Source organism: Oscillatoria nigro-viridis PCC 7112, from assembly GCF_000317475.1.
In the GTDB taxonomy this organism is placed as follows: Bacteria; Cyanobacteriota; Cyanobacteriia; order Cyanobacteriales; family Microcoleaceae; genus Microcoleus; species Microcoleus nigroviridis.
In genome coordinates this window covers 1187212-1213560 of sequence record NC_019729.1, presented here as the reverse complement: position 1 = coordinate 1213560, position 26349 = coordinate 1187212, and the positions used below count along the sequence as shown (strand labels likewise).

The window sequence follows — 26349 nt, the reverse complement described above, 5'->3', positions numbered from 1 at the left end:
TTTAGACGACTTGCGCTATAAGGAATGAAAAATTAATAACTTGATTGCTTAGTGATTTGAGGTACGGCTCGATAGTTCCATTTTGGTAAATATTCATCAAAAACAATTTTCAGATTTTTCTTGAAATCATCACTCACCTTTCGACCAATTTCATAGATTTTATCGACCACATTTACAACTACACATAGACCCTGATTAGTGTGAGTTTTTTCCATGAGATTTTTGACTAAATTTAGGCTTGTAAAAATCACTCCTTGACAAGCTCTGGTAATATGAGGAAAGAGTCGATGTTCAATGGGATTATACTTAGATGTATAGGGAGGATAATGAGCAATTCTGATCTCAATTCCAATTTCATCGACTAATTTTTGTAAATCTTGTTTAAAAATATAATGATTAGCATTATTGCTGCCGCCGCCATCACACTTAGCTAAAATCGAATTGGCATTAGGATAAGCAGCTTTTCCATAATTATTCCACCAGTTTTTAATAGACTCACAAGCAAATTCACTGGTATCTTTACTGTTCCCTAATGTTACATACCCTCTATTTTTTTGGCAATCGTAAATTCCATGTGGAATCACTTTCCCGCAACCTAAACTCCAAAAATCATGATCCAAAGTAATAAGAGGTTCGGTTGTATAAAGAGTACCTGGACGATATAAATTACCTAAAACTTCTTTCTTTTTGGTGTCAAAACTAATAATAGGATTACCTGCTTCTCTATACTGTGTGTCGAGTATAGCAATATTTTCAAATTGAGCATTACGATTTTTATTAATTCCTATTGTTTGCTTTTTTTGGGCTTTTCGCTTTACATATCCATGTTTTTTTAAAAGTTGACTTACTATGGGAAGACTGACAATAAATCCGGCTTTTTTAAGACCCAAAGCTATTTCTTTATGTGTTAAATTAGTCCATTTGATTAACTCGTTCATTGGGTCTCCGGCTGTCTGGAATTTTAAAACCTCTAAAAATGCGGCATCAATTCCACTTTGGGTAGATAAAATACTTTTTCTACCACCTCCTTTTTTTCTAATTCTTAAATTATTTACTGTGTGTTCATCCATTTTTTTTAAATCTTCCAATCCCTGGACGATGGTATTTCTACTACATCCCAAAAGTCGTACTATATAGCTAATTCCACCCCGCCCCAATTTTTGAGACTCTACTGCTGCATACCTTCTTTTATCTTTCTCTGATAAAGACTTATAAAACTTCTTCATTTCTGACTCAATTGAACTAGAATAAAACATTGGTTTCAAGGTGAAATAGTTTACGAATACCCAAAAACTTGCAACTCGATCTCAATTTTGCTTAAATAAGCAAGCTATCCCTGTTTTAAATTATAGCTGAGGATTCATCAAGTTATTTATTTTTCATTCCTAAGAGGGGGAATTTATTCCCTGGCGGGTAAGCAATACTGACACTCGAGCATCTTCTACCATAAAGCTCGATCGCTCAACAGGATAGCTCGGATCTAAAATTAAGTAAGCTCCTCCCGCTTTCAGGATACCCAACATCCCCACGATCGGATCGAGCGATCGCCCGCAGCAAAGCCCGACTAAAACTTCCGCCCCCACCCCCATTTTTTGCAAATAACGTGCTAGTTGGTTGCTGCGGAGATTTAGCTCTCCTTGACACTCTCCGACCTGAAGGTACGGAGATTCTTGAGAAACTTTAACACTCTTAAAGGTGCTGTCAAGACACCTCTAGACGTTCAAAACAACTACCTTTCGGTGTTGCAATTACGCTTACTTTTTGTATGCTTTCGTTCGCACTTTTCAACACGCTTGCCAGTTCGGTACGCTCACTATCCTGCGTTGCTTGGCTGTGCCTTAGTCTTTCTCAGACGATGAACGCTGAGGGTGTCTTACTGCCGGGAATCTCACCGTACTAGGAATAGTTCATCACGTAGTTGATACGCCTACTTGTTCGGCATTGCTCAATTATTATAACACAGACTCGTAGCCTAAAGGCTACAAGTGCGTTTCATACCCTGCGGGAAAGACCGGGGTTCTCACGCGACGCGCTATAGGTGACTCGCTCCTCTCCAAATACCAGCGCCACCGCCTCCGGTGTCCGATCTGCCTGCATTTCAAATAGCTGATGGATGCACAAATCTTGCGGATAATCTGCCTGAGTCTTGTTGCATTCAACTAACAAATGATAGCGCTCTTGGGCGCTCAAATATTGCAAGTTTGCTATGCGCCGATCGGGATTTGTCACAATGCTTTCTAACAAGGTTTGAAAATGCCCGATCGGGCGGGTAATCGTAGCTTCATCAAATAAATCTGCGCTGTAAATAACCATGCCGCTGATGCCCAGAGAGCTATCAACCCACAGCTTATTGCTGGGCGATTGGTTGCTTCCCGAACTGTTGGGCGATCGCTCCCACAAATGAAACTCCAAATCAAACCGCGCTGTACCCACATCTAACTGCTGCGGGCTGAGTGTTAATTCTGGCAATTCTAAGTGATTCCCCGGCGCGTTTTGCAGCGCAAACGCCACCTGAAATAAGGGATTTTGGTTCAACGCGAGATCGGGGTGCAGTTCTTCTACTAACTTCTCAAACGGCAAATCTTGGTGAGCGTAAGCTCCTAATGCTACCTCTTTGACTCGGTTTAAAAGTTCCCGAAAAGTTGGATTTCCCGACAAATCTGTACGCAACACCAAACTGTTGACAAAAAAAACGATTAATGCTTCAATTTCACTGCGGTTGCGATTGGCGATCGGCGAACCTACTACAATATCTTCTTGTTGCGAGTAGCGGTAAAGCAAAGTTTGAAATGCTGCGATCGCTGTCATAAATAAAGTCGCTCCTTCTCGCTGCGAGAGCGCTACAAATGCGTCTTTCAAGTTTTTTGGCAGTTCTAAATATTGAGTTTTTCCCCGATAATTTTGCCTAGCTGGTGCAGGGCGATCTGTGGGCAAATTTAACACAGAAATGCCGTGCAATTGCTGCCGCCAATAAGCAAGCTGAGTTTCTAATACTTCACCTTGCAGCCATTCGCGCTGCCACTCGGCAAAGTCGGCATATTGAAGTGATAATTCTGGCAGGGGAGATGGCTGTTGATTTATCAAAGCTGTATAGATAGCCTCCAGTTCTCGAATTAGCACGCCGATAGACCAATCATCGGAGGCTATGTGGTGCATATTTAGCAAGAGAATATGCTCGGTTTCTGTCAGCCGCAGAACGGTGACTCGCATCAGCGGCCCGGTGGATAAATTGAAAAGACGAAGAGATTCGGCGGCGAGTTTATTTGCTTCTGTTTCCCGTTGTTCTGGCGGAAGATTTTGCAAGTCTAATACTTTTCAATTAGTCTAGAAAGCGGGAGAGATTATCTGCACTGGTTGGCCTGATACCGCTGCAAAAGTGGTTCGCAAAGTTTCGTGGCGCTGTACTATTTCGTTGAAGGTTTGCTCTAACGCTGTTAAGTTGAGGGAACCAGTTAATCGCAGTGCTGTTACTACATTATAGAAAGGGTTTTCCGGTGCGAATTGGTCGAGAAACCACAAGCGCTGCTGGGCAAATGATGCCGGAAAGACAAACACTTCGGCTTCTGAGGAAATATTCAGTTTTTCTATATCGTTTGTAAAGGACTTGTCAAAAATTTCGGATGCCATATCTGTTGCTCTTGGGGGATGGGATGTGTTAATTTTTTGATGGCGCGGGGTGGCTTTTTGACGGCGCGATCGCCTCTTAAAACTTTCGCGAGCAAAAGATCGGAACCTTTAATATAATAAATCTGGGTGCGGGAGTGCGGGAGAAAGGCGGGCAAAAGAAACCGGATTTCTGGCTGCAGGATCGAGTTATCCATTGAGGGGCTAGGAGTGCCACCCCCCAATCAAATTTAGTCGCGGAACGGGCTCTTAGGTTTGTGAGTCGGGTGCAATCGGGTGAGTTAGATGCGAGAATTACCGGGAGCAATCCGTGGAGAGGTCAAGCTGTAGTATGATTTCTAATTGCACAAAGTGTTCTTGGGGCGATTAAGAGCGGGATAGCTTTGCTTCACGCAAATTTTTCACATCTCCAACTGAGCGACTACTATTGATTAAACAGTGTTCGCAATCTTTTAGATCGACTCACTATAACTGGCGACCTGATTTGCCACAATACTTAAGAACACTGAACGTGCAGTTTAAATTAGAGGTTATAGGCTAATGGCGCAGCGGAACGTATACTCGTCAAAGGGCGAGCCAGAGGATGCACAATCAGCAGAAGAAGTCCTCCACTCAGTAATGCAAGAACTGGACGCTTTGCATGAAAATGTCAAAGGCCAGTTAAATCAAGACATTACTCGGCTGCAAACTGAAAAAAATCACCTGATTGAAGATATTGAAAACCTCCGGGAGCAATATCGCAAATTGCAGTCTCAGCAAATGGAATCTCTGTCTGGGCGATACATTCAGCAGCAGCAATTGTGGCTGAAGCAGTTGGCTCAAGTTTTGGCTCACAATTTGCAGGATTTGTTGGTGCAGCGGTTCAACGAACTCAGCGCTAACTCGGGAAATTCTCTCAGCAGCCCGATTCCCAGCGGCGAGTTCCCGATACCCTTGCCGCCGAGCAACTACGACGAACGGGCCTCGCAGTTGCTGGCGGCGCTGGATGAAAGGATCGATCGCAGTTTCCAGATGCTGGAACAAGATTTGAGCAGCTATGAAAGCGAGCTTTCCGTGCGGCTCAACAACATGAAAACCCTGGAACTGCAAGGGGAAGAGTTGTTACAAAATCTCGTCAACCGCATCAGGGAAGAACTCGAATCAGAAGAAGAATATCTTGAGAATCCTTTCGATGCTCAAGATTCCTATGTCGAGGAATCAAATAATTCTGTTAATTCTGTCCGCCCGCAATTTCAGCAGCCAACACCTGCGGATGCGCCGCGAGAACCCGTGTCACAGCCTTCTTCAGCGCCTGCTGCAACTGTTAAAGCATCTTCTCAAGTACAGACAGGTTTGGTGCTGGCGTTGTCTTCGGCTGTTGTATTGTCGCTGTTTAATGTTTGTTTAAGAATTCTGATTAAAAGCAAAAATCCTCGGGTGGTTTTTGGCTTGTTTGAGTTTCCGGGGGTGGTGACTCCGGGTTTTGGAAATTCTTTGTTGATTTTGTTGATGCGGCTGATCGTGGTGATGGCTTTGATGCCGATATTGGCGACATTTCTGTATCCTTCTGTGTGGAAAGATATTAGGCGGTTGTTCGAGTCGGGCGATCGAGCTTTGTGGAGTAAGGTTTTAGGAAGCGCATTTTTTCTGTTTTTGTCTCAGGTTTTGATTTATTTGGCGATCGGCAATATTCCAGCCGGGATTGCGATTACGATTTTCTTTATTTACCCGATCGTCACCGTACTGGGTTCTTGGATCTTGTTTGGCTCTCGCCCCAGCAGAGTCGGTTTTTTGGCGATATTCGGGATTACCGCAGGTCTGATTTTAGCTGGGTTGCCGAGTTTTGCGGCCCCAGCTCCGGGCGGCGGCAATGTCGGGGTGGGAGTCGCTGCGGCACTGGCTTCTGGGATTACCTTTGCAGGTTACGTATTGCTGACGCAAATGGCTGCGGGCAAGCTGCACCCAATTCCTTTTAGTTTAGTTAATTTCGCCACGATTTTTGTATTTTCCTCCCTGAGTTTGTGGGTACCGCTGTCGGACAATTTTGCTCCTAAAATCGACCAAAATGTTTGGCCCGGTTTGATTGTAGGAGGCGTTATTTTAGGGGTGCTGACGCTGTTTAGCTATCTTTTGAATAATTTTGCCATCCGCTTTGCGGGGGCGGCCTTAGCGTCAGTAATTGGCACTTTGGGGCCGGCAATGACCGCACTCTTCGGTTTTCTAATTATCAATGAAAAGTTGCAGCCTGTGGCAATTCTCGGCATGGCTGTGGTGACGTTGAGCGTGGCTGCTATGAGTGTGGAACGCATAGTCGCTCCTCAAAAGAAGGCTAGTTAAGGCAAAAATTTGGGCGATCGTCCATTCAGAAACCCGGTTTCTTCAAGAAACCGGGTTTCTCTGTGCGAACACAAGATCGAGCAACAGAAACCACCACTCGAAAACCCACAATACTAGCCTTACAATCCGCCTGATATCTAAGGCGGCACGCGCTTCGGCAATTAGGAGGATGATCGTTCCAAGAACCCCCCCGCAACAACCTCAGCGAAGAGTCGCCGTCAGACTCCCAAACGCTACCATCAGCAGGCGCACCGTTATAATTATTGTGCCAAGAATCCGCGCACCATTCCCAAACATTTCCGTGGAAATCGTACAATCCAAAAGCATTAGGTTTAAAACTGCCAACATCTGTAGTTTGAAAGCGATAAACTCCCTTCGGCGCATCAGCGTAATTAGAATTTCCGTTGTAATTGGCTAACTCGCTGGTAATCGTTTCCCCAAAGTGAAACGGCCCCGTAGTTTGCCCCCGGCAAGCATATTCCCATTGGGCTTCGCTAGGCAAGCGATAATTCTTACCTGTTTTGCGAGAAAGTCGATCGCAAAACTCCACAGCCTCGTACCAAGATACATTTTCTACAGGTCGATTTGCACCTTTAAAACGGGCAGCATCGGGATTGAGAAATATTTTAATTTCCGGCAGGGCGGCAACTGCTATCCACTGGGCCTGAGTGACTGGAAATTTGCTAATATAGAAAGAGCCTAAAGTTACTGGGTGCTGCGGTTTTTCGTCGCTGTCACCCCGCTCTTTTGGAGAACCCATGAGGAAAGTACCGCCAGGAACAGATACCATTTCCAGGACTGTACTGCTACCAAGATGTTCTTCAAAAAAACGCGCTTGGCGGCTGTTAACATTAGTTTGCTTCCCGCGCTTGTCTACTGTCACCACCTGAAATTCAAAAGTGCTTTTGACAGCCGCAATTCTCTGCGATGCCTTGTTCGGAGGCGCATTGGTGTTGGATTTTCCCCTGGGATTGACAGAGATATTGCTATTGATTTGCCCGCTTTGATTGACCGGAGTATGGATAGCAAGCGCGCCTCCCTTTGTCACAGCAGAATTTAAAGCAAGTGGGCCTCCCTTTGTCACAGCAGAATTTAAAGCAAGTTGTCCTCCCTTGACAAAAGGGGGTTGGGGAGGTAAAGAATAGAGATTTAAAGCTTTGATTACTTCATCAGCAGATTTATATCTATTTTTGAGATAATCTTCAATTAACTTATCTAAAATTTTTGTCAACTTGCTGCTGAGTTTTGTGCCTGCGGGCAACCGTTCTCTCCACATCCACCCGCCGTTTATCGGGTCATAAAGGTCATCGGAACCGTCAATTTTTGGCAAACATTGAGTTAGCAGTCTCAGGCAAGTTATTCCCAAACTGTACAAATCGCTTCCGGGGAAAACTTGACCGCGCATTTGTTCTACCGGCGAATATCCGGGCGTTCCTACCGTCGTGCCTACTTTGCTCATCAGGGAGCCCGTCACTTGTTTGGAAATGCCGAAATCTATCAAAACTAACTCTCCCCGCCCTCCCCTTCGGAAAGCTGAATTCGGAAAATTTCCCGCCTTGGGCAGGGAGGAGCTAACAGAGGTGCGGCGCCGCATGATATTCTCAAGTTTGATGTCTCGGTGAATGACATGGCGATCGTGCACAAATTTCAAAATCGGCAGTACATCTGCCAGCAACTGCCAAATTTTTTCTTCGCTAAAAACACCCTGCTGAGTTAATTCAGCCAGTAAAGTTTGCCCCTCAATCAACTCTTGTACTAAATAAAGTCGCTTGTCTTGTTCAAAATAAGCAATTAATCGAGGAATTTGGGGATGTTCGCCGAGTTCGTAAAGTCGTTTCGCTTCTTGCTTAAACAATTCTGCGGCTTTTGCAAGTGCTGAGGTTCCTTGAAATTGGGGTACAAACTGCTTAATTACGCAGGGATCGTCCATGCGATCGGTATCTACCGCTTCATAAGTTCTGCCAAATCCCCCTTCGCCCAACAGTCGAATCACGCGGTAGCGGTTTCTGAATAGAGGGTTGAGGCCTTGAGCTCCGCAACTTTGACAAAATTTAGAGTTGTCGGGATTGAAAGGATTAGAGCACCTGGGATTAGAACAGTAGAACATATCTGGGAAGAAATGATCCGGTTAAGGTTATGATATACCTTTTTGGCTTCCTCATGGAATCCTAACAATTAATAATTGGTTATTGACAATTGACGGTAGGGAGGGCATTACCCGCCGTTTGTGTGGCCCCAAGGGAGAAAGTAGAAGGCAGAATTTCCAACGCCAATTAATCCAAAGAAAGGGATTTGAGGGCAAAAAATGCCAGCGCGATCGACCGATTTTAGCAACCCGCTTACCGCCGATATTCGTCTGGGGATCTTGGTAATTGCTTTACAGGGGCTAGTATAAGCAGTTCTACATTTAAATTGTCTGTTAAAAAAAATCCCCGTCTTGTGGGGTAGGCGTCCCGCCCGCCCTGAATATACAATTTAAACGCGCGACAGCTTAGTACAACTTGGCGATCGCCCAACCAAAAAGCGATCGCACTCAAAGGACTATCGGGCTAGAAATTAAGAAAGCAATTTCCATAAGCAATTCAATCGCTTCATGGAGGCGTAAGAACTCTACAAGCTCGATCGCCCTTAAAGGCGATCGGGGTAATTTCAACCTCAAATTTCATATGTATGCTGCTTTCACCAATTTTATAGTCCCGCTAAATAAATTTATTCTTGAATACTTTGACTGCTAAAATAAGTGATAAAAATAGACCGCAGCATGATACTGACACTATTGTTTCGGTGATATTTGGTGATATGAATACGATCGATACCCGAAGTTTAATTAAAGCAGAGAAGCTTGAAACACAAAATGGCATGAGATATAACCTGAATGCCTGCCAATTATCTCTTTTGCCTTTACTAGAGTAAACACTTAGCATCAGATCCGTACCGATTACAGCACTTATACCAATTGAATCGATCCATATCTTTACCGAAGGATCAAAATGAAAACAAACTACTATAATATACCAAATGAGATAAGCTGTTCGGCATTTAAAGGAGGATAAGCTGTTGTGCATTTAATTTGTATGTTGAGGGCGGGTTCTCCTGCCCACCCCACAAAGGAAAAGATTTATTTTACTATGCAATTTAAATGCGGATTAGCTTAGTAGGGTGCGGAGCGTAAATTAGCGTTTCCCATGTATAGTAAGTGTTCTAGCTGACGCACCTTACCTGGATCGTTAATGGTTTAAATGGGTAACAGCTTAGCACCAGAGAATAGCTTTATCTAATTTGATTTCGTAAAGATATTGAATTAACCCTTTCATAGGTTTAAACAAGCTTTTACCTTTTCATTTTTTTTGATGAAGGCAACCCGGTGGATTCAACTATTAGGGATGGAGAGCAAAAGAGTCTTCTAACGAGACAAAGCAATAAGGCCAAGGTGGCTCGCAGGCGCACAACTTCATCTCTATCCTGCAAGGCTTCAATCAAAGCGGGAACCACCGTATCGGCTTCCTAACTCATCCCACCTAATGCCGATGCTGCCTGACTGCGCTGGCGCCAATCCTTATCGGTTTTTAACTTTTTGATGTACGTGGAAATCTGGGGATCTGAGGCACTTTTTCCCGAGGCTTCGCCAACGGTTGCCAGCGCGAACCTACTGCTGAGAACGGCAACGGTGAGGAAGGTCGCAAACTGTCGTTGGGGATGTGCCATCATCGCTTTGGTCGGGTAGATGTTCGGTTTTTGAGCTGTGGCGGTGTCTTGTCGCTATAGGTAAATGGTAGCCCTTTGTATTTTAATCTCTCCTCCAACCATTTGGGTTTCTCGCTAAACGAGATCGACATCGTACCGTCGGGAGCAACGCGATACAGCCATTTTGAGCCCGGACAAATAGACGATTTCATATCGGGAACCGATGCCGGCCATTTTCCGGTTTGGGCTGCTAGTGCTTTGACTTGCAGAATTTTCTGAGTGAGTTCCAAATCCAGCATAGACTTGGCTGCTTTACTGGTTTGGCTGGGTAAATTTGTAGATGTCCTACCTATATAATTCCACCACGCGAAGTCCTTTGCCGGGGCTGAATCAGAAGCGCAAAAATTCTGCTGGCGAGATGCTGCAAGCGATCGTTTATAGGCGTGATAAGTATCGATCGCACAAAAGCGAACATAAGGTTTGATTACTGGCTTGAACCACACCAGGACATGAGATAAAGTCCAGTCTAAGATTTTGTCTTTTAAAGTTGGGGGATAGTTCGTTTCCGTCTGAAATAGTGAAAGTATTCCCAGACCACTAAAAGGGTCTGATGCTTCTAGTATCGAAGACCACGAGTATTTCCAAGCGAAGTCTTGCGAAAATTTGAACTTAGACAAATATTCTCCCTGCAAGGATGTCAATACCGATTCGCGGTAATCGCGTTCCAGCAAGCGCTGCTGCCACTGGGCCGGAAGGCGATCGACTTTCCGCATCACCCCTGCTGGATATTTAGTCACAATCAAACCCACAAGTTGAGAGATTAGGAGGGGGCTTTCTGTTAAAGGCTGGTTGATTTTCCAGGATACTTCCAGCATTTCTGCTGCTGCTTCCGTCTGACCTTTACGGTATTTTTCTAGAATGTCTAGGGCTAAAAGTTTTTGGAAATTAACCTGCCATAAATAAGCGGGTAGGGGAGCCGTCATATCTCCTTCTAGAATCCAGGTAATATCCGTTCCCCAATGCGGCACTTCATTATTTATTAAAACCTGCTGGCGAAGTTTTGCTAAAGCCGTTTGCTTGGAGGCGAGATAGCGCTGTAATTTCTCTGGAGGTGGATTTACGGTATCGTTTGGTTTGGCAATCTCAGCGTCTAGGTACTGATTTAATTCTTGAGAGAAACTTCCCCAGTCTACGAGCCCCACTTTAGCGAGGGACGGCCCCAGCTTCAATGCCGCATCATTCGGCTCAGTTTTGGGAAACCGTTGGGCATAAGCTGCTAAATCCTGCTCGATTTCTTTTTCCTGCACAGAAGCGATATAGTTGCCACCCACAATCCAGACTGCCAGCAGTCCCGCCAACCCAACAGCCGAACCACCCAGAAATTTAAGGTACTTTTTCCGTCTGAACGATGGGTTTTGAATGCCCATAAACTCCTCCTTCGCGCGATCGCACCTGAAGATGAGTGCCAGAATCAATTTAAACTCAACCATTGTCTTCTACATTCGCCGGTTCTCGATACTTTTAAAAGTTAAATATTGTTAAGATGAATTGGATCGATCGGCGAGATTCATTTGGCGATCGCCCGTAGGTAATTTTGAAGTATTGCGATCTAACGACTCGGTTAAGTGGCAGACCGCTCCGCAATACCCGGAACACACACGCAGAAACAGGGTGCGCTTTCCGCTGCACCCTCATTGTTCGGCGACTGTTGATAACTTCTACCTCATTTGAACGAGGTTAATTGATTGTTCCAAAGTGGATAAGTGCTGCGCGGATCGCGATGAACCATACCGCGAACGTGGCAAATAGGTAGAGGTAGAACCGAAGTATGATAAGATTGAATGTGCAATGAACAGCACTATGCAATGTGCGAAACACAACGAATACCCACGCGGCGTTCACATACACTGTATCGACCTGCTTTGTGACGAACAGGTATAGGACAAGCGCATAGAAAAGTACCGGAATCTCGAACAGGTTTTTTAGGTTATCCGATGGATTGGATACGCTTGGTGGCGAAATTTGTGCCAGTGCGCCCGGTACAGCAAGTTCATTCAGGGCGATCTTTCTACTGGTAATAAAACTGATACGGCGGATGTACATATACACCCAGACGATGAATGTGAGAAACACTGTTGCAAAGAAGGGACTGAAGATTGTATCTTGCGTCATTTTTACCTCTCAAATTTGATGGTTATGATTGTTGGTGGGCGAGAAAGTGCGCGATATGTGATGTACAAGGCTTGAAGAAACATAGAGCAATGTAAATCCAATCAGAGGATGGAGTATCTCTAGGTGAAGAGGACTTTTGAGATGAATGCTGGCAAATTGTAGTCCAAGCAGCACTGGCAAACTTGTGGCGAGATTTCGTATTCTGCGTGAAAATGGGGCGACAAACGACCATCCCAGTAATACTAATGACAATCCGCCATAACCTCGCACTAGCCAAACATGAATATTCCACCATGCAGGATTATTGAAGTAGGCAACTCCAACCGTTAATAACTGAGCAATCAAGCAGACATTAAAGATGATTGAAGTCACATAAAAGCTGATGAGTATCCCACGTGCGGGAGTGCGATCGCGATCGATTTCCGAACAGGTTGTCATGTCAAGTTGTTTTTGAGACTGTAAGAGTAATATAATTCGAGTAAGCCAATGCTTCTAGACCTCGATCGGGTACTCTTTTTGACAATCAAGCAATTTGGTTACAAGCCCCCGGATTCCTCCGTGGGGTCAATTCTAAAATCTAAAATCTAAAATCTAAAATCGGTTGACATCACGACCATGAAAAGTTCCTTGCAGCTTTTATTTGAAGCGATCGAGCAGGTAAAGGACGAACAAGATTTGCGATCGCAAGTCGTGCCCAAAATCGGCGAGTATTTTGCAGCTAAGCGATCGGGAATCTTTTTCTTCGATCGACTGCCCTTGGTAGATAGTAAGCTTCAGAAAACATTGAAAGTGGCGCTATCGATCGAACACAATCCTGTTGCGCGTTATTTAGTGGAACGTCATTCTCCTGTCCATGAAGCATTGGTGGCATCTCCCAAGGTTTGGACAATAATTTGTCCCCGACCCGATCATTGGCACGTGATGGCGGGGCCGATTGTCAGTCGCGGTCAATTAATGGGTGTAGTGGGCTGTACGCGCGATCGGTCAATGCCCGCCTTCGATACAGAAAATCTAGCCGATTTGAGTGCGATCTGTTTGCACTTGTCTGTTTGGGCTGCAACAGTACGCGCGGCGGAGCTATCCCGTAGGGAATCGCAACACCAACCTTTGAAGACCTCACGCCTAACGCCTCGTGAATTGCAAATTGCCGAATTGGTTGCTTTGGGGCGAACCAACGCAGGAATCGGGAGGGAACTTTGGATTACAGAGAATTCAGTGAAGCAAGCTTTGAAGCGAATGTTCCGCAAGCTTGAGGTTTCGTCTCGTGCAGAAATGGTTGCACAGCTTTCCACAACATATAATTTGCCCAGCGTAAAAAGCTCTCCAGCCAACTTGGTGCAGAACACCCAGCAATAAACTTAAGGCTGGAAATCCCAAGAGCGATCGCTCTTCAATTAAGTGCGATCGCCCGTAGGTAATTTTGAAGTATGGGGTATTGCGATCGAGTGTGGGAAACTAATATTCATCAAATGAATGATTACATATTAATTTGTAGTTTTGGGCAACAATTGATTTAGCGCACCGCACAAGTATCGCTTCACGGTATCCCTACTTGCGCCCACCCCACTGGGAAGGGTAAAGATCATCTCAACATTTAATAGATTGCCGTCCATTGAGGCAAATACGTCAATTGGCAAAGCACGCTGAAATGCTGTCGCGGGATTTTCGGCTTTCATTACACCTAAGTTCAGATCCGTGCTGAGAGTCTTGATACCCTCGCGGGCCAAAATTGGTCGTAATTGGGAAAATGCTCTCTCTATCGATAACCCCTCAACCTGAACACGTGCAGAAAAGGCGGCACCATTCAAAAAGTCCCCCTTTTTTTGAAAGCTTTCCTCGCAGGTTGCGGCAACAGCGGGGGTGGCTAAACATATGAGAGCTAGAGTCAATACAAGCGATCGCATATTAGCTTAGTTAGGAGAATGAAACGAAACAATCATCAAGATTATGATGAACCATCATAGGATTGTTTGGCAAGTGATGCAAATACCTTCGATGGTTTTTAGCATGAGTTGCAGTCGGGTTAGTATTCGCTGCTATTGTAGCAACTATAGAAACTAGAATAATTAAGGGTAAAGACTAAAAGAGCGATCGTACTTAATTGAAGCTCGTACTGAATAGAAGGTCGATTTAAGGCTAGATGCTCATCTTCCAACAACATTTCGCTCGCTTCACGTAAGTTCGCTTGTATGTCGTCTAAAGTTTATCCTTGAGAATGTGCTCTCTTAGAAACCGGAAACATAGACTACATATAAATCAGTGTCAGGGTCTTTCGGAACCACCGCTGTAAACGTTCTCATAAATTTAAACTTAAACAGCTTGACTTTCAAGCAAAATCCAATAAACTTAAGTTTAGCATATCCATCACCTACCATACGTGAAATCACTTAGAGTGAGGCTCAATGACACTACCTAGAGATGCTGCAAGTTTAGATCCAATACGGATACCCTAGAGTCTAGCATTTGGATGTTTCGCACTCAGGTAATCAGCAGCCTGTAAACCAGTTTCATCAACTTTATAGTCGGCTGTTTCTAGATCCATGATGACGATCTTGCCAACATTGTCTTCTCAGTCAATTTTAGGGCGGATGCTGCTCTCATATAAATGTTTGGTACGAGGCGAGACTTCTTCACGACTCCAAAGGATGGTTTCCATACATTCCCCATTTTTTGTAACTTTTGATCCTGTTACGGACGTGGGCTTTATGAGGCGAATTCACAATGTTTCTGGAGCGAGTTCTTGGGTTTTACCTGGCGGATACTCAGCCATTGCTGAGGCTGCAAGTTTGGTAAGAGCGTCGGAAGAACGAGCATTTGGTGGTTCCCCTCTGGTATCATCTTCAAGTTCTTCCACAGTCATTGAGGCGATCCTCTTCGTTGGCGTAGCCCCCGTATGGGCGGGCAACGCTTACGCATCTTGCTCACTTACAGACCAGGTTTTCAACTTAGCGATGATCCTCTTCAAGGGCTCCGCTAACGCGCGCTCAAGTAATTCAGTCATGGCTAGCACACTCTTACAATAGACCTCTTAAAAAAGTAGGCAAGGATCTCGCGACTTGTACCCTGGTAAGAACAACGATCGCGCCCGGTAGAATTGCTGCAAATAGGTTGTAGTAGGATGTATAATCCTAATTTGGAATAATTCAGGGACAGACAGATAATCAGCTACTGGGATGTAATAAAAAACCTGAGTTCTCAAAAATTTAAGCGTCTGTGCGGAGTAAGTTCAGAGAACTTTAAACAGATACTTTAGGTAGGGCGATCGCATAATTTATCTGGAGGCGCTTGTCCAAGCGCCAATTCTTGCTTATCCAACTCCAGCATAGGTATTATAGTTCTAATTAAACATTAGACCCTGATGCACATTAGCATTTAATGAGCACAGAAAATATTGCCACTTGCTAACAAGCTGATTCCCTGCTAGTTTAATTTTTCCCTACAGGCGATCGAACATCGCCGTTTCAGATTTCCCTCTATCAATTCCAGGCCAGAATAATCGTACTCATCGAAAAAACGAATATGAAAACCACGCTGCCCGGTTACAAACTCTTATCGTTGCCCATTCATGAAGGTGTCAATACAGTTATTTATCGCGGGGTTAGGGAGTCCGACCTAATCCCGGTTATAGTAAAAACCCTCAAATCCGAGTATCCCACAATAGAAGAAATCGCACGATTGAAGCATGAATATAAAATTCTCAAAACTCTGGACATGGCAGGGATTATCAAAGCTTACTCTTTGGAAAAGCATAATAACGGTCTGGCGCTGATCTTAGAAGATTTTGGGGGGGACTCCCTGAAAAACCTAATCGCAGCTAAACACCTTGAAATCAGCGAATTTCTGAGTCTGGCAATTCATCTAGCAGAGACCATAGCTCAACTCCATGAAAACAAGATTATTCATAAAGATATTAAACCGCAGAATATTATTATCAACCCCAAAACAGGTCAAATAAAAATCATCGATTTTAGCATTGCCACGCACCTAGAGCGAGAAAACCAGACCCTCAGCAATCCCAACTTGCTAGAAGGCACCCTTGCCTATATGTCCCCAGAACAAACCGGGCGGATGAATCGATCGATGGACTACCGCACCGACTTTTACTCATTAGGTGTCACCTTTTACGAAATGCTAACTGGAAAGCGGCCGCATCAAGCCACCGACATCCTGGAATTAATTCACTGCCATATCGCTAAAAGACCAGTGCCACCCCATCAGCAAATCGGTGAGATTCCCCAAGCAATTTCTGACATTGTAATGAAATTATTAGCCAAAACTGCTGAAGACAGATACCAAAGCGCTAGGGGACTAAAAGCTGATCTAGAAATATGCCGTCATCAACTGCAAACCCTGGGTAAAATTGACAACTTTCCCATCGGTAAGAGGGATAAATTTGGACAATTTATCATCCCGCAAAAGCTCTATGGTCGCGAGCAAGAAGTAGCCACTTTGATGGCAGCCTTTGAGCGAGTCTCCGGGGGAACCAGCGAAATGATGCTAGTGAGCGGTTACTCGGGGATTGGCAAATCTTGCTTAGTGAATGAAGTTCAAAAACCGATTGTCAGGCAGCGCGGGTATTTTATCTCCGGTAAATTTGACCAATTAAAGCGAAATATTCCTTATGCTTCTTTGATTCAAGCTTTCGCCGACTTGATGCGGCATCTGTTAACAGAAAGTTCAGAAAAACTAGCGATTTGGAAAGAGCAACTTTTAGAAGCTTTAGGCTCAAATGGCCAAGTCATAGTAGATGTCATTCCCGAAGTCGAACTGATTGTCGGGCCTCAAGGATCGGTTCCGCAATTGGGGCCATTTGAATCCCAGAATCGCTTTAATCGGGTGTTTAAAGAATTCATTCATGTATTTACTAAACCCTCACACCCCCTCGTCGTCTTTTTGGATGACTTACAGTGGGCTGATTCGGCATCGCTCAAGTTGATTCATCTGCTGATTTGTGACCCGGACAGCCAGTATTTACTGCTGATGGGAGCCTATCGAGATAACGAAGTTAGTCCGACGCATCCGTTGATGCTGACGTTAGATGAGATTCAAAAGAATGGGGCGGTTGTAAATCATATCACCCTCCGTCCTTTGGATCTTGGCAACGTCAGCTTGCTGGTAGCGAATACCCTGAATGAGTCTTCTGTTCCGAGAAACCGGGTTTCTGAATTGTCCGAGCTACTTTTCAATAAAACCCAGGGCAATCCTTTCTTCTTGACTCAGATGTTCGCCACTCTGCATCAAGAAAAGCTATTGACCTTTGAATTCAGTGCTGGGTGCTGGCAGTGGTCATTGAACCAAATTCAAGCAGTAGGAATCACGGATTATAATGTCGTCGAACTGATTGCCAGAAATATTCAAAAACTCTCGGAGGAGACGCAGGATATCTTAAAGTTAGCCGCCTGTATTGGAGACAAATTTAATTTAGACGTTCTGGCTATTGTCAATGAAAAATCTGAGTCGGAAACGGCGGCTGATTTCTGGGAAGCGCTTCAGGCTGGCTTGGTTTTGCCTCTGAGCGAAGCCTACAAAATCCCTCTCCTTTTTACCTCTGATGAAATGAGCAGGGAAGTCAAGGAGAGAATAGTTCCAGATTGTCCTCTGCTATCATGCTCACCTGACCCTTTGCCTTACAGCCATCACGCGCCTATCGCTTACAAATTTCTCCATGACCGGGTGCAGCAAGCGGCGTATTCTCTTATTCCCGAATCTCAGAAACAACAGACCCACCTGAAAATCGGTGAACTGCTACTAGAGCATACTCCAGCAGAGGAGATTGAAGAAAATATTTTTGAGATTGTCAATCAGTTAAATGTTGGGGCTGACTTCATCACGGATCGGGCAAAAAAAGAGCGTCTAGCCCGATTAAATTTGATAGCAGGCAAAAAAGCTAAGGCAGCAACAGCTTATGAAACTGCCGCCCGACAACTACGGATGGGGCTAGAACTCCTCAGAGAAGATAGCTGGGAAACTCTGTATGACCTGACATTCCCTCTGTATGCGGAAGCGGCGGCGGTGGAATTTCTAAATACCAACTTCGAGCGAGCAAAAATGCTGTCTGAGGAGGCTCTCAAGCACACGAAAACTCTGCTAGAAAAAGTCAAAGTTTATGAAATCCAAATGCAGTTTTATTCCCTGCAAAACCAGATGCAAGTCGCGTTAGATATCGGGCTGCAAGTTTTGGGTATGCTGGGTGTCTCCCTTTGTTCGGAACCTCCACAAGAGATGAATACTGAGGCGTTAGCTAATCTGCCAGAAATGACGGATATCAATAAGCTGGTGGCTATGGGGATATTATGGAAATCCGCCCCTCTTGCTCATCATGTGACTCCTGCCTTATTTCCGCAATTTCCATTTACAATGATTCATCTTTGTATTCAATATGGTAATTCACCCCAGGCCGCTTCCGGCTATGGGATTTATGGCTTATTTTTGTGCGGACCTCTGGGTGAAATTGAAGTAGGATATCGCTTTGGACAGCTAGCTTTAAATTTGTTGGATCGATTTGATGCCCGGGAAATCAAATCTCACGTATATGTAGTTTTTAATGCTCATATTAGACACTGGAAAGAGCATGGAAAAGAAACCTTAGCACCATTGCTTGACGGAATAAAAAGCGGTCTGGAAACGGGAAGTTTAGAGTATGTTGGTTATAATTCTATCTACTATTGCGATCATATACTTTTTACAGGTCAACCGCTGGAGTTTGTGGCTCAGAAGCAGGCGCAATATCTTAATATACTTCTAAATATTAAACAAGATTCCCATATTCGTTATTTAAAAACATGGAGAGTAATGGTATTACAATTACTCGATGCCCCTGAAGAAGAATATACGATCGAAGGCGAATTTTTGAATGAAGAAGAACTCCTGCAACAATCTATTGCCGACAATAAACATATGTTTATTTTTGTTGCTTACCTGACAAAAGTGATTCGATTTTACTTGTTGAAAGATTACGGTCGGTCAGTAAAAAGCGCCCGCGAAGCCGAAAAATACAAAGATGGTGTGCCCGGTCTGATGAGTGGTGCGGAACACAATTTTTACTATTCTCTGGCTCTCCTTGCTCAATATCGCCAAGTTTCCAGCAGTGAACAAAAAGAATCCTTGAAGCAAGTGGCGAAAAATCAGGAAAAAATGCAGCAATGGGCTATACATGGGCCGATGAATTATCAACACAAGTATGAGTTAGTGGAGGCAGAGAAAGCGCGGGTATTGGGTAAAATTGGCAAAGCGATGGAGTATTATGATGCTAGCATTCAAGGAGCCAGAGAACAGGGATACATTCATGAAGAAGCCATAGCTAATGAACGGGCCGCCGAGTTTTATTTCTGTCGCGGGCGGGAGAAGATAGCAGAGATTTATTTGACGGATGCTTACTATGGCTATATTCGCTGGGGAGCCAAAGCAAAAGTGCAGGATTTATCAGAAGAATATCCTGAATTCTTCTCGCGACTACTGACTAAAGAAGCTTCCAGCCTCGACGTATCACGGACAACTAGCGCGACGACTACGGGGAGTTTTGCGGCGCTGGATTTCGCCTCTGTGATGAAATCTTCTCAAGCTATTTCTGGCGAAATTGTTCTGGAAAGTCTGCTTTCTAAGTTATTGAAAATTGCCATTGAGAATGCTGGGGCTGAAAAAAGTTACTTAATTTTAGAAAAAGATGGTCAACTGGTGGTAGAAGGGACGGCAAGCATAGATAATAATGAGGTATTAGTGCTGCAATCCACACCCATAGAAACGAGTCAGAAATTGCCGTTTTCTATACTAAATTATGTGGCGCGAACTCAGAAAAATGTGGTATTAAATGATGCAAGTCAGGAGGGAATTTTTACCAGGGATAGCTATATTGTTAACGCCCAACCCAAGTCAGTTTTATGTATGCCGGTCGTCCATAAAGGAAAGCTCATTGGTCTGCTTTACTTGGAAAATAATCTGACAAGGAGTGCGTTTACTCCCGATCGCCTGGAAGTTTTAACCGCGATCTGTTCTCAAGCGGCGATTTCCCTGGAAAATGCCCGACTATATGCCAATTTGTCTGAGGCGACTGACAGCCTGAAACAAGCCAATGAGCAATTAGAAGATTACAGCCGGACTTTAGAGCATAAAGTGGAAGAGAGGACGCAGGAATTAAATGAAAAAAATCTGCTCCTGAGCCAGGAAATTCGCGATCGCGTGCAGATAGAGCAAGCTCTGCGAATATCAGAAGCGCAATTAAAAAAACAAGCCGAACAACTAGAGCTTTCTTTTGAAGAACTCAAGCGCACCCAGACCCAGCTCATTCAGACTGAGAAAATGTCCTCCCTCGGACAGATGGTGGCAGGGGTGGCCCACGAAATCAATAACCCGATTAACTTCATATATGGCAACCTGAGTCACGTCAGGACTTATTGTGAAGACATACTAGGACTGGTGAAACTCTATCAAGAACAATACCCCCATCCCACAGCAGTAATTGTTGAGGATATTGAGGCAATCGAATTAGATTTCTTGATGGAAGACTTACCCAAAGTGCTGGATTCGATGAAGGTGGGGGCAGACCGAATTCGCAAAATTGTCCTCTCCCTGCGAAACTTCTCGCGACTGGATGAAGCGGAAATGAAAGAGGTCGATATCCATGAGGGCATCGATAACACCCTACTGATTTTGCAGCACCGACTGCAAGCCAAATTAGACCAGCCTGCTATTCAAATCATTAAAGAGTACGGCCCGCTGCCGCTGGTGGAGTGCTCTGCCGGCCTACTGAACCAGGTGTTTGTAAGTATACTGGCGAATGCGATTGACACTCTCAATGACCAAAGGGGGCCGCGGGCGATCGCAATTCGCACCTCAGTGGGGTATGGGGAAGAAGAAAAATCCCCGATTTCCAATCCCCCCCTTGCGGAAAGCTCTACAGTTTCTTCGGCTGAGGTGGATTCCCCCAACCTCGACCCAACCCGGAAAAGTCCCCAATTTGTTGTGATTCGCATTTGCGACAATGGCCCCGGTATGACAGAGGAAGTGAACCGGCGGCTGTTCGACCCCTTCTTCACCACGAAACCCGTAGGGAAGAACACCGGTCTGGGGCTGTCAATCAGCTACCAGATTGTGGTAGAAAAACACCGGGGACAGTTGAAATGTGTTTCTCATCCCGGTCAGGGGGCAGAGTTCATCATTCAGATTCCTATTCGACAGAACTATCAAAAATTGGCTTTGCAAAGACAAACCAGATGAGTAGTTGTTATTGGTATTTCCCGTAGTCCTAAACAGACAAAAATCAGTTGTATTGATGAATAGACATCGTGGAAAAATCTGGGTGCAATTGCTTCTGTACGCCTCTATTTCTCTTCATTTTTATGAATTTTTTGCACTTGATTTAGTTCTTAATTATCAAGTCTAGCTATCAGTTACACTGTAAATATGATACCTCATATCAAATCCGGTAGCATCGGAATTAATATTACCCACAACCAGGACACGGCAGTGCCCTTGGACTACAATTAATCGCGGTAGTCCAAGGACACTGCCGTGTCCTCTCGATCGTGTCGGTGCTCGGCGCGATCGCCCTTGACAAACATCGCACTCTTGGCATAACAATAACCCGAGAAACTAAGAGATCGCATTGAATTGAAAGGCGATCGACCTTATGGTAATTTTGAAGTATGGGGTATGGCGATCGCGAGCTCAGGGCTAAGAGGAGTGGCGGCAGATCACCTCGGCATCACAGCCGACATCTCCCGTCCGTCTGCAGAAAGTGCGTTGTGAGGTGGCCCGTCAGCAGATGACTTTTTGATTCCCTGTAAGCTATCACGATTTTGGACTAATACGAATGTGGCGACTAATAGCAGGAAGTAACCGAACCCTTTTTGAAGTTGTTGCGCTGGAATAAACTGTGCAAGATAAGCCCCCATCACCGTTCCGCATCCAGCTAAAAAGGTGAATGAAACCGTGAGATTCCAGTCTAAGGAAATATGCCCTAAATAACCTAGCAAACCCGCGACCGAATTACACGCAATAATTAGCAGAGAAGTCCCGATCGCCTGTCGCATGGGTACGTTTCCCAATAAAACCAAGGCAGGGACGATCGCAAACCCGCCCCCCACACCGACTAATCCTGTCAAAATCCCTACTGCAATCCCTTCAGTCATCAGCCATAGCCAGCAGTATTTGCAAACAGGTTTGACATACTGGATAGCCTCTATATCATCCTTACTAGATACGTTCTTTGACAAGGTGGTGCGATAAATCATCAAGCCTGCAGCAATCAGCATCGACAATCCAAATAGGGTCATCTGGAATGCGCTGGTAATCAACGGCAGCGTGGCAATTCTTGCACCGAGGTAAGCCCCCAACATGGTTGCAGTTCCAAAAATAACTGCGGTTTTGAGATTAAGATTACCGCGCCGCCCGTGGGGAATGCTGCCCAACAAGCTAACAGTCCCGACAATAATCAAAGTCATGGCGATCGCAGGTTTAGGCGCCACACCCATCACATAAACCAGCACAGGCAGTGCTAGCACAGAACCACCACCGCCCAACAAGCCTAAACTCACACCAATGCAAACTGCCAGGAAATGTCCAATTATCCAGATCATGATTTATTTCCGGCTTGTTGGTTGTAAGGTAACTTTGCCAGTAGCATTCCCATCGCACAGGTGTTAGTGATTCCAGCAAACACTAAGCCAGCACCCACAAATCCACTCAGAAGTAAAAAATTAGGTGAGACAAACACCCCTAAAACTGTTCCCAGCACAACCAATGAGCCTGCAACAATCTGCACCTGTCGAAACAAGCTAATCGGCGCATTTTGACTTTTTTCAATGCGATAGCCTGCATTCTTCCAAGTAGGAATTCCGCCACGCAGATGAATCACAGAATTGAATCCTGCGTCTAAACATTTTCTGGCGGCTTTGGCAGAGCGATTTCCCGATTGACAGTAGAGAACGAGTTTTTGTCCTGCAGACGGTCGTAATTGAAGTGGATCGAACTGTGAAAGTGGATGCAATTTTGCGCCGGGAATACGTTCAGTTGCATATTCGGCAGCTTCCCGAACATCCACTAAAGTTACGGCGTTTTCCTCAAGCAATTGTTTCAAGGTTTGAGCATCAATTTCTTGAAGTTGAGAATCGTTAGTCAGTGTCATAGTTGTACTCCAAATAAAATAGATCGAAGGTCTAGGCAGAAATTGAGGTTAGGTTGCCACACCGTTCATTAGCTGGCACAGCTTCCATCATTTTTTGAGGGTTGGGCAGATTCAGTGCATTCATAAATTCAATAAACTCATCCCGGCTGCGCCCTGTAAACCTAGGGTTCCAGCGTTTTTCTTCCTCAATGGAAGAAACAGTTTGCCCGCGATAGTCGTGTCCTGGATAGATCGAGGTAGAATCAGGCAAGGTAAATAATCTTTGAGTGACAGAATCAAACAAGGTTCCGGCGTCCCCGCTTTGAAAATCCGTGCGTCCACAGCCACGGATCAATAACGCATCCCCGGTCAGCAAGTGAGTTCCATTGACGATGTATGCCATGTGGCTATCTGTGTGCCCTGGCGTGGCGATCGCCTTCACTTCCACCGTTCCAACCTGTAGCGTTTCCCCTGGGTAGATAAAACGGTCTGCACAGTTAACCTGTGCTTGGGCTGGAACCACACTCACACAGCCTGTTAATTCCCGCAGTTGAGATGCACTGGTAATGTGATCGGCATGAACATGAGTTTCCAAGCAATAACGCAATGTCAAACCCAGTTCTTTCAGCAATTTGAGATCTCGCTCAACCTGTTCCAACACTGAATCGACCAATAGGGCTTCTGCGGAAGCGCGATCGGCTATCAGATAAGTATAGGTACTGCTTTCCCGGTCAAAAAGTTGACGAAACAGCATAGCCATCAGTCTCCTACCATCTAGTTTGCTGATAATATTACTATATAGTAGTATATTCGATAAAGCAAGCCTTGCTCAAAATTAATTCACTCGTCCTTATGTCTCAAATCCCAGTTTCCGCTCTCGCTCAGATTGCTGACTACTTCAAAGTTTTATCAGACCTGAGCCGGTTGCAAGTGCTGTGCGCGCTCAAAAATAATGCTAAAAATGTCACTGAAATCATTCAAGAAACAGGGCTGGGGCAAGCCAATGTTTCCAAGCACCTCAAGATTTTGACCCAGGCAGGCATCGTTCAACGGCAGCCGCAGGGAGTCAGTGTTTACTATCAAATCACTGACCCGATGATTTTTGATTTATGCGAACTTGTGTGTCAGAGGCTCGAAACTCGATTGCAAGAACAGTCACAACAGTTAAAAAAGCTCGACAGATTGCGTCAACTCTAACCGCGCTTTGTTGGCTGCAAGTGCTGTGTGCGATCGAGAGCGAGCCTAAAAATCTCACTAAATCTAACTATCTGCACGCTTATAATTCATCACCAAATCCAACCGCGATAAAGAACTTGTGGCTGATTCCCGCACATAGGAATCCACCGATTCATCATTGGCAAATGTGGTCAGAACTTCTAAACAACGTCGATCGCCCACAGAAGCAAGAGCATTCACGATCGCCACCTGTACTGCCACATTATCCGTTGTTTTCAGCGACTCCACCAAAATCTCAAAAGCTCTTGAACCCATCTGCCCCAATGCCATCACTGAAGCAATATTAACCACAGGATTCGGATCGTCGATCGCCTTTTTTAATCCCTGCAAGCCCGCTTCAGGGAACGGCAACTCTGGATAATTAATCGCAATTTGTGCCAATACCTTCGCCGCACTCCCTCGCACAGTCACATTATCACTGTTTAACAATGCGTCCACCACCGATGGCACGGCATCTTCACCAATCACGCCCAAGGCTTTTACGGCCGCCCGACGATAGGTGACATCTTCTTCATCTAAAATGCCCACGAGTCGAGAAATTGTATTTTCATCGCGGGAATCGGCAATTTCAAACATTGCCCGATCGCGCAGATGAGGATTCGGGTGTTTTAGTTGTTCAAAGAAAGCATCTGTTGTCATGGTTTTTGGGGTTTTATAGCAGTTGACAGTTGACAGTTGACAGTTGATAGTTGTAAGCTGTCGCGCATTTAAATTGTATATTCAGGGCGGGCGGGACGCCCACCCCACAAGACGGGGATTTTTTTTAACAGACAATTTAAATGTAGAACTGCTTATGGCGGTTCTCAAGCGTGGTGAGGTATGCCCTATGCCCTGCGCGGGCCAATGCCCTATGCCCTATGCCCTATGCCCTATTAAGATAATTCGGATGTTACACAAGTATGAGCATCTACTTTAGCTCTAACCAACCAATCTTGGTCGGCCCCAGCAATTTCATAACCGCTGACATCACCAAGTTTTTCTAGTGCCATTAATGCAGCATACTTCAAATCCCAGATTTTAGTTTCCAGACAGGCTTTCAATTCTGGAATAGCACGTTGTTCTCCCAGTTCCCCCAGGGCGATCGCCGCCGCCGCACGGGATTTCTGAAACTGGGGTTGGGGGTGATGCAAAGCTTCCAATAACAAATCGCAGGCTGGAGAATGTTTTAACCAACCAAACAATTTTACCACATGAAAATGCGCTCCATAGTCATTATTTGCTTCTTCAGCAAAGGTAGCAAACAGGGCGGCTGGTGCATCCTCTGAGTAATTTTCAAGTATCGTTTTAGCTGCTAAATAGCAACGTCCAAAATCTGTTTCGTATAATTGGCGAATCAAAAACGGTAAGTCTGGTAATTTTTCATAACTATGCACTAGATCTAAATCTGCTGGATAGTCTCTTAATGTTTGTTCCAAATATGGTTTAATGTTAGCAAAGGTCAGGAATTTGTCAGCAATTCCTGCTTCTGCTAACGTTCTAATTCCTCTGAGTCGAAAGACTAAAGATACCGGACATCTGGCAATATTTGGAATTGCATCGTAGTAACGCGCATCTATCAAATCCTGAATAGATAATCTGCGCCCGAGGACATTTTTGTGTTGCAACATCGCGACAACTTTTCCCATTTGAGAAAAGTCTCTGGTTAAGCGACAAATTGCGGCGATCGCAGCACTAGCAGTCGGCGGGTCAATATCATCGACAAATCTGCGAATTCTGGCTACGGCTGGCTGATAATCTAATTTAGTCAGGGTGTGGATAATTACCCGGTAGGTTTGTCCCGGTTTGTCGAGCAATTGAGCAACTTCTGCTAAAATATCGGCATCTTGAGTGCCAATTTCGCCGATCGCCCAAACGGCATTTTCCACCGTGTAGCAGTCATCATCGGCCAGACAGGTGCGAATCACCGGCAATGCTTGCACAGCTTGCAGTCTTCCCAAGGTTTCCACCGATTTGCGGCGCACAATCCGGTTTTCCAGCACCGGATCGGTTTGTTGTACTGCTCGCATCAGTGCTGCGATCGATCGATCACTTGAGAAATTGATCAAGTGGGAAGCAGCTATGTAGCGGGAATCCTCTTCGCCGATTTCAGCTTGGGGCGTATCTAAAAGGGCGATCGCCTGGTCTTCCGTTAAATTAAAAAAACTAAAAAAGCGTTTATCCATAAAATTAGCAGTCGGCAATAACTATAATATGATATGCCTATTAAAACACAATAA

The 26349-nt window shown here is 44.9% G+C and carries 19 protein-coding genes and 2 pseudogenes; 5 read left to right on the top strand and 16 right to left on the bottom strand.

The genetic code is table 11. From position 1 onward, the window contains the following. Window positions 1-32: 32 nt before the first annotated feature. From OSC7112_RS05295 to OSC7112_RS05285, 3 genes and pseudogenes are all read right to left on the bottom strand, one after another. The gene (locus OSC7112_RS05295) at window positions 33-1226 is read right to left on the bottom strand and encodes an ISAzo13 family transposase (RefSeq protein ID WP_150111500.1); all 1194 of its coding nucleotides are present in this window, start codon (window positions 1224-1226) and stop codon (window positions 33-35) included. A gap of 180 nt (window positions 1227-1406) precedes the next feature. Beyond that, a pseudogene (locus tag OSC7112_RS05290) lies at window positions 1407-1634 on the bottom strand (AMP-binding protein); the annotation flags it as partial. Window positions 1635-1992: 358 nt separating this feature from the next. Next, window positions 1993-3627: pseudogene (locus OSC7112_RS05285) on the bottom strand (condensation domain-containing protein). 537 nt (window positions 3628-4164) lie between these two features. Here OSC7112_RS05285 and OSC7112_RS05275 point away from each other — a divergent pair. Continuing rightward, complete coding sequence (locus tag OSC7112_RS05275; RefSeq protein WP_015174933.1) at window positions 4165-5940, top strand: EamA family transporter; 1776 nt, start codon at window positions 4165-4167, stop codon at window positions 5938-5940. Window positions 5941-5965: 25 nt separating this feature from the next. On the opposite strand, the gene OSC7112_RS05270 is transcribed toward OSC7112_RS05275, so the two are convergent. Then, the gene (locus OSC7112_RS05270) at window positions 5966-8047 is read right to left on the bottom strand and encodes a bifunctional serine/threonine-protein kinase/formylglycine-generating enzyme family protein (protein WP_015174932.1); all 2082 of its coding nucleotides are present in this window, start codon (window positions 8045-8047) and stop codon (window positions 5966-5968) included. 617 nt (window positions 8048-8664) lie between these two features. Here OSC7112_RS05270 and OSC7112_RS39375 point away from each other — a divergent pair. Next, complete coding sequence (locus tag OSC7112_RS39375; protein ID WP_190274331.1) at window positions 8665-8853, top strand: hypothetical protein; 189 nt, start codon at window positions 8665-8667, stop codon at window positions 8851-8853. Between the two features lie 591 nt (window positions 8854-9444). On the opposite strand, the gene OSC7112_RS39370 is transcribed toward OSC7112_RS39375, so the two are convergent. The 4 genes from OSC7112_RS39370 to OSC7112_RS35365 all read right to left on the bottom strand — a co-directional run bounded on the left by OSC7112_RS39370 (window position 9445) and on the right by OSC7112_RS35365 (window position 12234). After that, entirely contained in the window at window positions 9445-9648 is a 204-nt protein-coding gene (locus OSC7112_RS39370) for a hypothetical protein (RefSeq protein ID WP_015174931.1), read from the bottom strand. Continuing rightward, complete coding sequence (locus tag OSC7112_RS05255) at window positions 9645-11114, bottom strand: hypothetical protein (RefSeq protein ID WP_041622379.1); 1470 nt, start codon at window positions 11112-11114, stop codon at window positions 9645-9647. The genes OSC7112_RS39370 and OSC7112_RS05255 overlap by 4 nt, the downstream gene beginning before the upstream one ends. 247 nt (window positions 11115-11361) lie before the next feature. Then, the gene (locus tag OSC7112_RS05250) at window positions 11362-11796 is read right to left on the bottom strand and encodes an MAPEG family protein (RefSeq protein ID WP_015174929.1); all 435 of its coding nucleotides are present in this window, start codon (window positions 11794-11796) and stop codon (window positions 11362-11364) included. Between the two features lie 9 nt (window positions 11797-11805). After that, the gene (locus OSC7112_RS35365) at window positions 11806-12234 is read right to left on the bottom strand and encodes a DUF6220 domain-containing protein (protein WP_015174928.1); all 429 of its coding nucleotides are present in this window, start codon (window positions 12232-12234) and stop codon (window positions 11806-11808) included. 177 nt (window positions 12235-12411) lie between these two features. On the opposite strand from OSC7112_RS35365, the gene OSC7112_RS05245 reads away from it, so the two are divergent. Continuing rightward, window positions 12412-13152: a LuxR C-terminal-related transcriptional regulator gene (locus OSC7112_RS05245; RefSeq protein ID WP_015174927.1), complete on the top strand. Its 741-nt coding sequence runs from the start codon at window positions 12412-12414 to the stop codon at window positions 13150-13152. Window positions 13153-13280: 128 nt separating this feature from the next. Here the strand turns inward: OSC7112_RS05245 and OSC7112_RS05240 are convergent, their stop codons facing one another. Together OSC7112_RS05240 and OSC7112_RS40740 are read right to left on the bottom strand one after the other, a co-directional pair. Then, window positions 13281-13700: a hypothetical protein gene (locus OSC7112_RS05240; protein ID WP_015174926.1), complete on the bottom strand. Its 420-nt coding sequence runs from the start codon at window positions 13698-13700 to the stop codon at window positions 13281-13283. Window positions 13701-14512: 812 nt separating this feature from the next. Next, window positions 14513-14656: a hypothetical protein gene (locus tag OSC7112_RS40740; RefSeq protein ID WP_223300765.1), complete on the bottom strand. Its 144-nt coding sequence runs from the start codon at window positions 14654-14656 to the stop codon at window positions 14513-14515. Between the two features lie 659 nt (window positions 14657-15315). Between OSC7112_RS40740 and OSC7112_RS05225 the strand changes: the two genes are divergently transcribed. Further along, window positions 15316-21009: a trifunctional serine/threonine-protein kinase/ATP-binding protein/sensor histidine kinase gene (locus OSC7112_RS05225; protein WP_015174924.1), complete on the top strand. Its 5694-nt coding sequence runs from the start codon at window positions 15316-15318 to the stop codon at window positions 21007-21009. 266 nt (window positions 21010-21275) lie between these two features. Here OSC7112_RS05225 and OSC7112_RS41635 read toward each other — a convergent pair whose 3' ends face one another. From OSC7112_RS41635 to OSC7112_RS05210, 4 genes are all read right to left on the bottom strand, one after another. Continuing rightward, window positions 21276-21398 (bottom strand): hypothetical protein, encoded by a 123-nt coding sequence (locus OSC7112_RS41635; RefSeq protein WP_263053583.1) that lies wholly within the window; start codon window positions 21396-21398, stop codon window positions 21276-21278. A gap of 87 nt (window positions 21399-21485) precedes the next feature. Further along, the gene (locus OSC7112_RS05220) at window positions 21486-22370 is read right to left on the bottom strand and encodes a sulfite exporter TauE/SafE family protein (protein ID WP_015174923.1); all 885 of its coding nucleotides are present in this window, start codon (window positions 22368-22370) and stop codon (window positions 21486-21488) included. After that, a complete protein-coding gene (locus tag OSC7112_RS05215; protein WP_015174922.1) occupies window positions 22367-22918 on the bottom strand; it encodes a rhodanese-like domain-containing protein in 552 nt (183 codons plus the stop codon). The genes OSC7112_RS05220 and OSC7112_RS05215 overlap by 4 nt, the downstream gene beginning before the upstream one ends. A 31-nt stretch (window positions 22919-22949) precedes the next feature. Further along, window positions 22950-23651 carry an MBL fold metallo-hydrolase gene (locus OSC7112_RS05210; RefSeq protein ID WP_015174921.1) on the bottom strand — a complete coding sequence of 234 codons (702 nt, stop codon included), beginning with the start codon at window positions 23649-23651 and terminating at the stop codon, window positions 22950-22952. Between the two features lie 98 nt (window positions 23652-23749). On the opposite strand from OSC7112_RS05210, the gene OSC7112_RS05205 reads away from it, so the two are divergent. Then, window positions 23750-24094, top strand: coding sequence for an ArsR/SmtB family transcription factor (locus OSC7112_RS05205; RefSeq protein WP_015174920.1), 345 nt, complete (start codon window positions 23750-23752; stop codon window positions 24092-24094). A gap of 63 nt (window positions 24095-24157) precedes the next feature. Here OSC7112_RS05205 and OSC7112_RS05200 read toward each other — a convergent pair whose 3' ends face one another. Together OSC7112_RS05200 and cpeY are read right to left on the bottom strand one after the other, a co-directional pair. Further along, window positions 24158-24772 carry a HEAT repeat domain-containing protein gene (locus OSC7112_RS05200; protein ID WP_015174919.1) on the bottom strand — a complete coding sequence of 205 codons (615 nt, stop codon included), beginning with the start codon at window positions 24770-24772 and terminating at the stop codon, window positions 24158-24160. Window positions 24773-25005: 233 nt separating this feature from the next. Next, window positions 25006-26295 carry a C-phycoerythrin alpha-cysteine-82 phycoerythrobilin lyase CpeY gene (gene cpeY, locus OSC7112_RS05195; RefSeq protein WP_015174918.1) on the bottom strand — a complete coding sequence of 430 codons (1290 nt, stop codon included), beginning with the start codon at window positions 26293-26295 and terminating at the stop codon, window positions 25006-25008. Window positions 26296-26349: the final 54 nt, after the last annotated feature.

Excerpts from the sequence above, each read along its gene's own strand:
- OSC7112_RS05295 (WP_150111500.1), bottom strand. The coding sequence starts at position 1,226 with ATGAAGAAGTTTTATAAGTCTTTATCAGAGAAAGATAAAAGAAGGTAT.
- OSC7112_RS05275 (WP_015174933.1), top strand. The coding sequence starts at position 4,165 with ATGGCGCAGCGGAACGTATACTCGTCAAAGGGCGAGCCAGAGGATGCA.
- OSC7112_RS05270 (WP_015174932.1), bottom strand. The coding sequence starts at position 8,047 with ATGTTCTACTGTTCTAATCCCAGGTGCTCTAATCCTTTCAATCCCGAC.
- OSC7112_RS39370 (WP_015174931.1), bottom strand. The coding sequence starts at position 9,648 with ATGATGGCACATCCCCAACGACAGTTTGCGACCTTCCTCACCGTTGCC.
- OSC7112_RS05255 (WP_041622379.1), bottom strand. The coding sequence starts at position 11,114 with ATGGTTGAGTTTAAATTGATTCTGGCACTCATCTTCAGGTGCGATCGC.
- OSC7112_RS05250 (WP_015174929.1), bottom strand. The coding sequence starts at position 11,796 with ATGACGCAAGATACAATCTTCAGTCCCTTCTTTGCAACAGTGTTTCTC.
- OSC7112_RS35365 (WP_015174928.1), bottom strand. The coding sequence starts at position 12,234 with ATGACAACCTGTTCGGAAATCGATCGCGATCGCACTCCCGCACGTGGG.
- OSC7112_RS05245 (WP_015174927.1), top strand. The coding sequence starts at position 12,412 with ATGAAAAGTTCCTTGCAGCTTTTATTTGAAGCGATCGAGCAGGTAAAG.
- OSC7112_RS05240 (WP_015174926.1), bottom strand. The coding sequence starts at position 13,700 with ATGCGATCGCTTGTATTGACTCTAGCTCTCATATGTTTAGCCACCCCC.
- OSC7112_RS40740 (WP_223300765.1), bottom strand. The coding sequence starts at position 14,656 with ATGACTGTGGAAGAACTTGAAGATGATACCAGAGGGGAACCACCAAAT.
- OSC7112_RS05225 (WP_015174924.1), top strand. The coding sequence starts at position 15,316 with ATGAAAACCACGCTGCCCGGTTACAAACTCTTATCGTTGCCCATTCAT.
- OSC7112_RS41635 (WP_263053583.1), bottom strand. The coding sequence starts at position 21,398 with ATGCGATCTCTTAGTTTCTCGGGTTATTGTTATGCCAAGAGTGCGATG.
- OSC7112_RS05220 (WP_015174923.1), bottom strand. The coding sequence starts at position 22,370 with ATGATCTGGATAATTGGACATTTCCTGGCAGTTTGCATTGGTGTGAGT.
- OSC7112_RS05215 (WP_015174922.1), bottom strand. The coding sequence starts at position 22,918 with ATGACACTGACTAACGATTCTCAACTTCAAGAAATTGATGCTCAAACC.
- OSC7112_RS05210 (WP_015174921.1), bottom strand. The coding sequence starts at position 23,651 with ATGCTGTTTCGTCAACTTTTTGACCGGGAAAGCAGTACCTATACTTAT.
- OSC7112_RS05205 (WP_015174920.1), top strand. The coding sequence starts at position 23,750 with ATGTCTCAAATCCCAGTTTCCGCTCTCGCTCAGATTGCTGACTACTTC.
- OSC7112_RS05200 (WP_015174919.1), bottom strand. The coding sequence starts at position 24,772 with ATGACAACAGATGCTTTCTTTGAACAACTAAAACACCCGAATCCTCAT.
- cpeY (WP_015174918.1), bottom strand. The coding sequence starts at position 26,295 with ATGGATAAACGCTTTTTTAGTTTTTTTAATTTAACGGAAGACCAGGCG.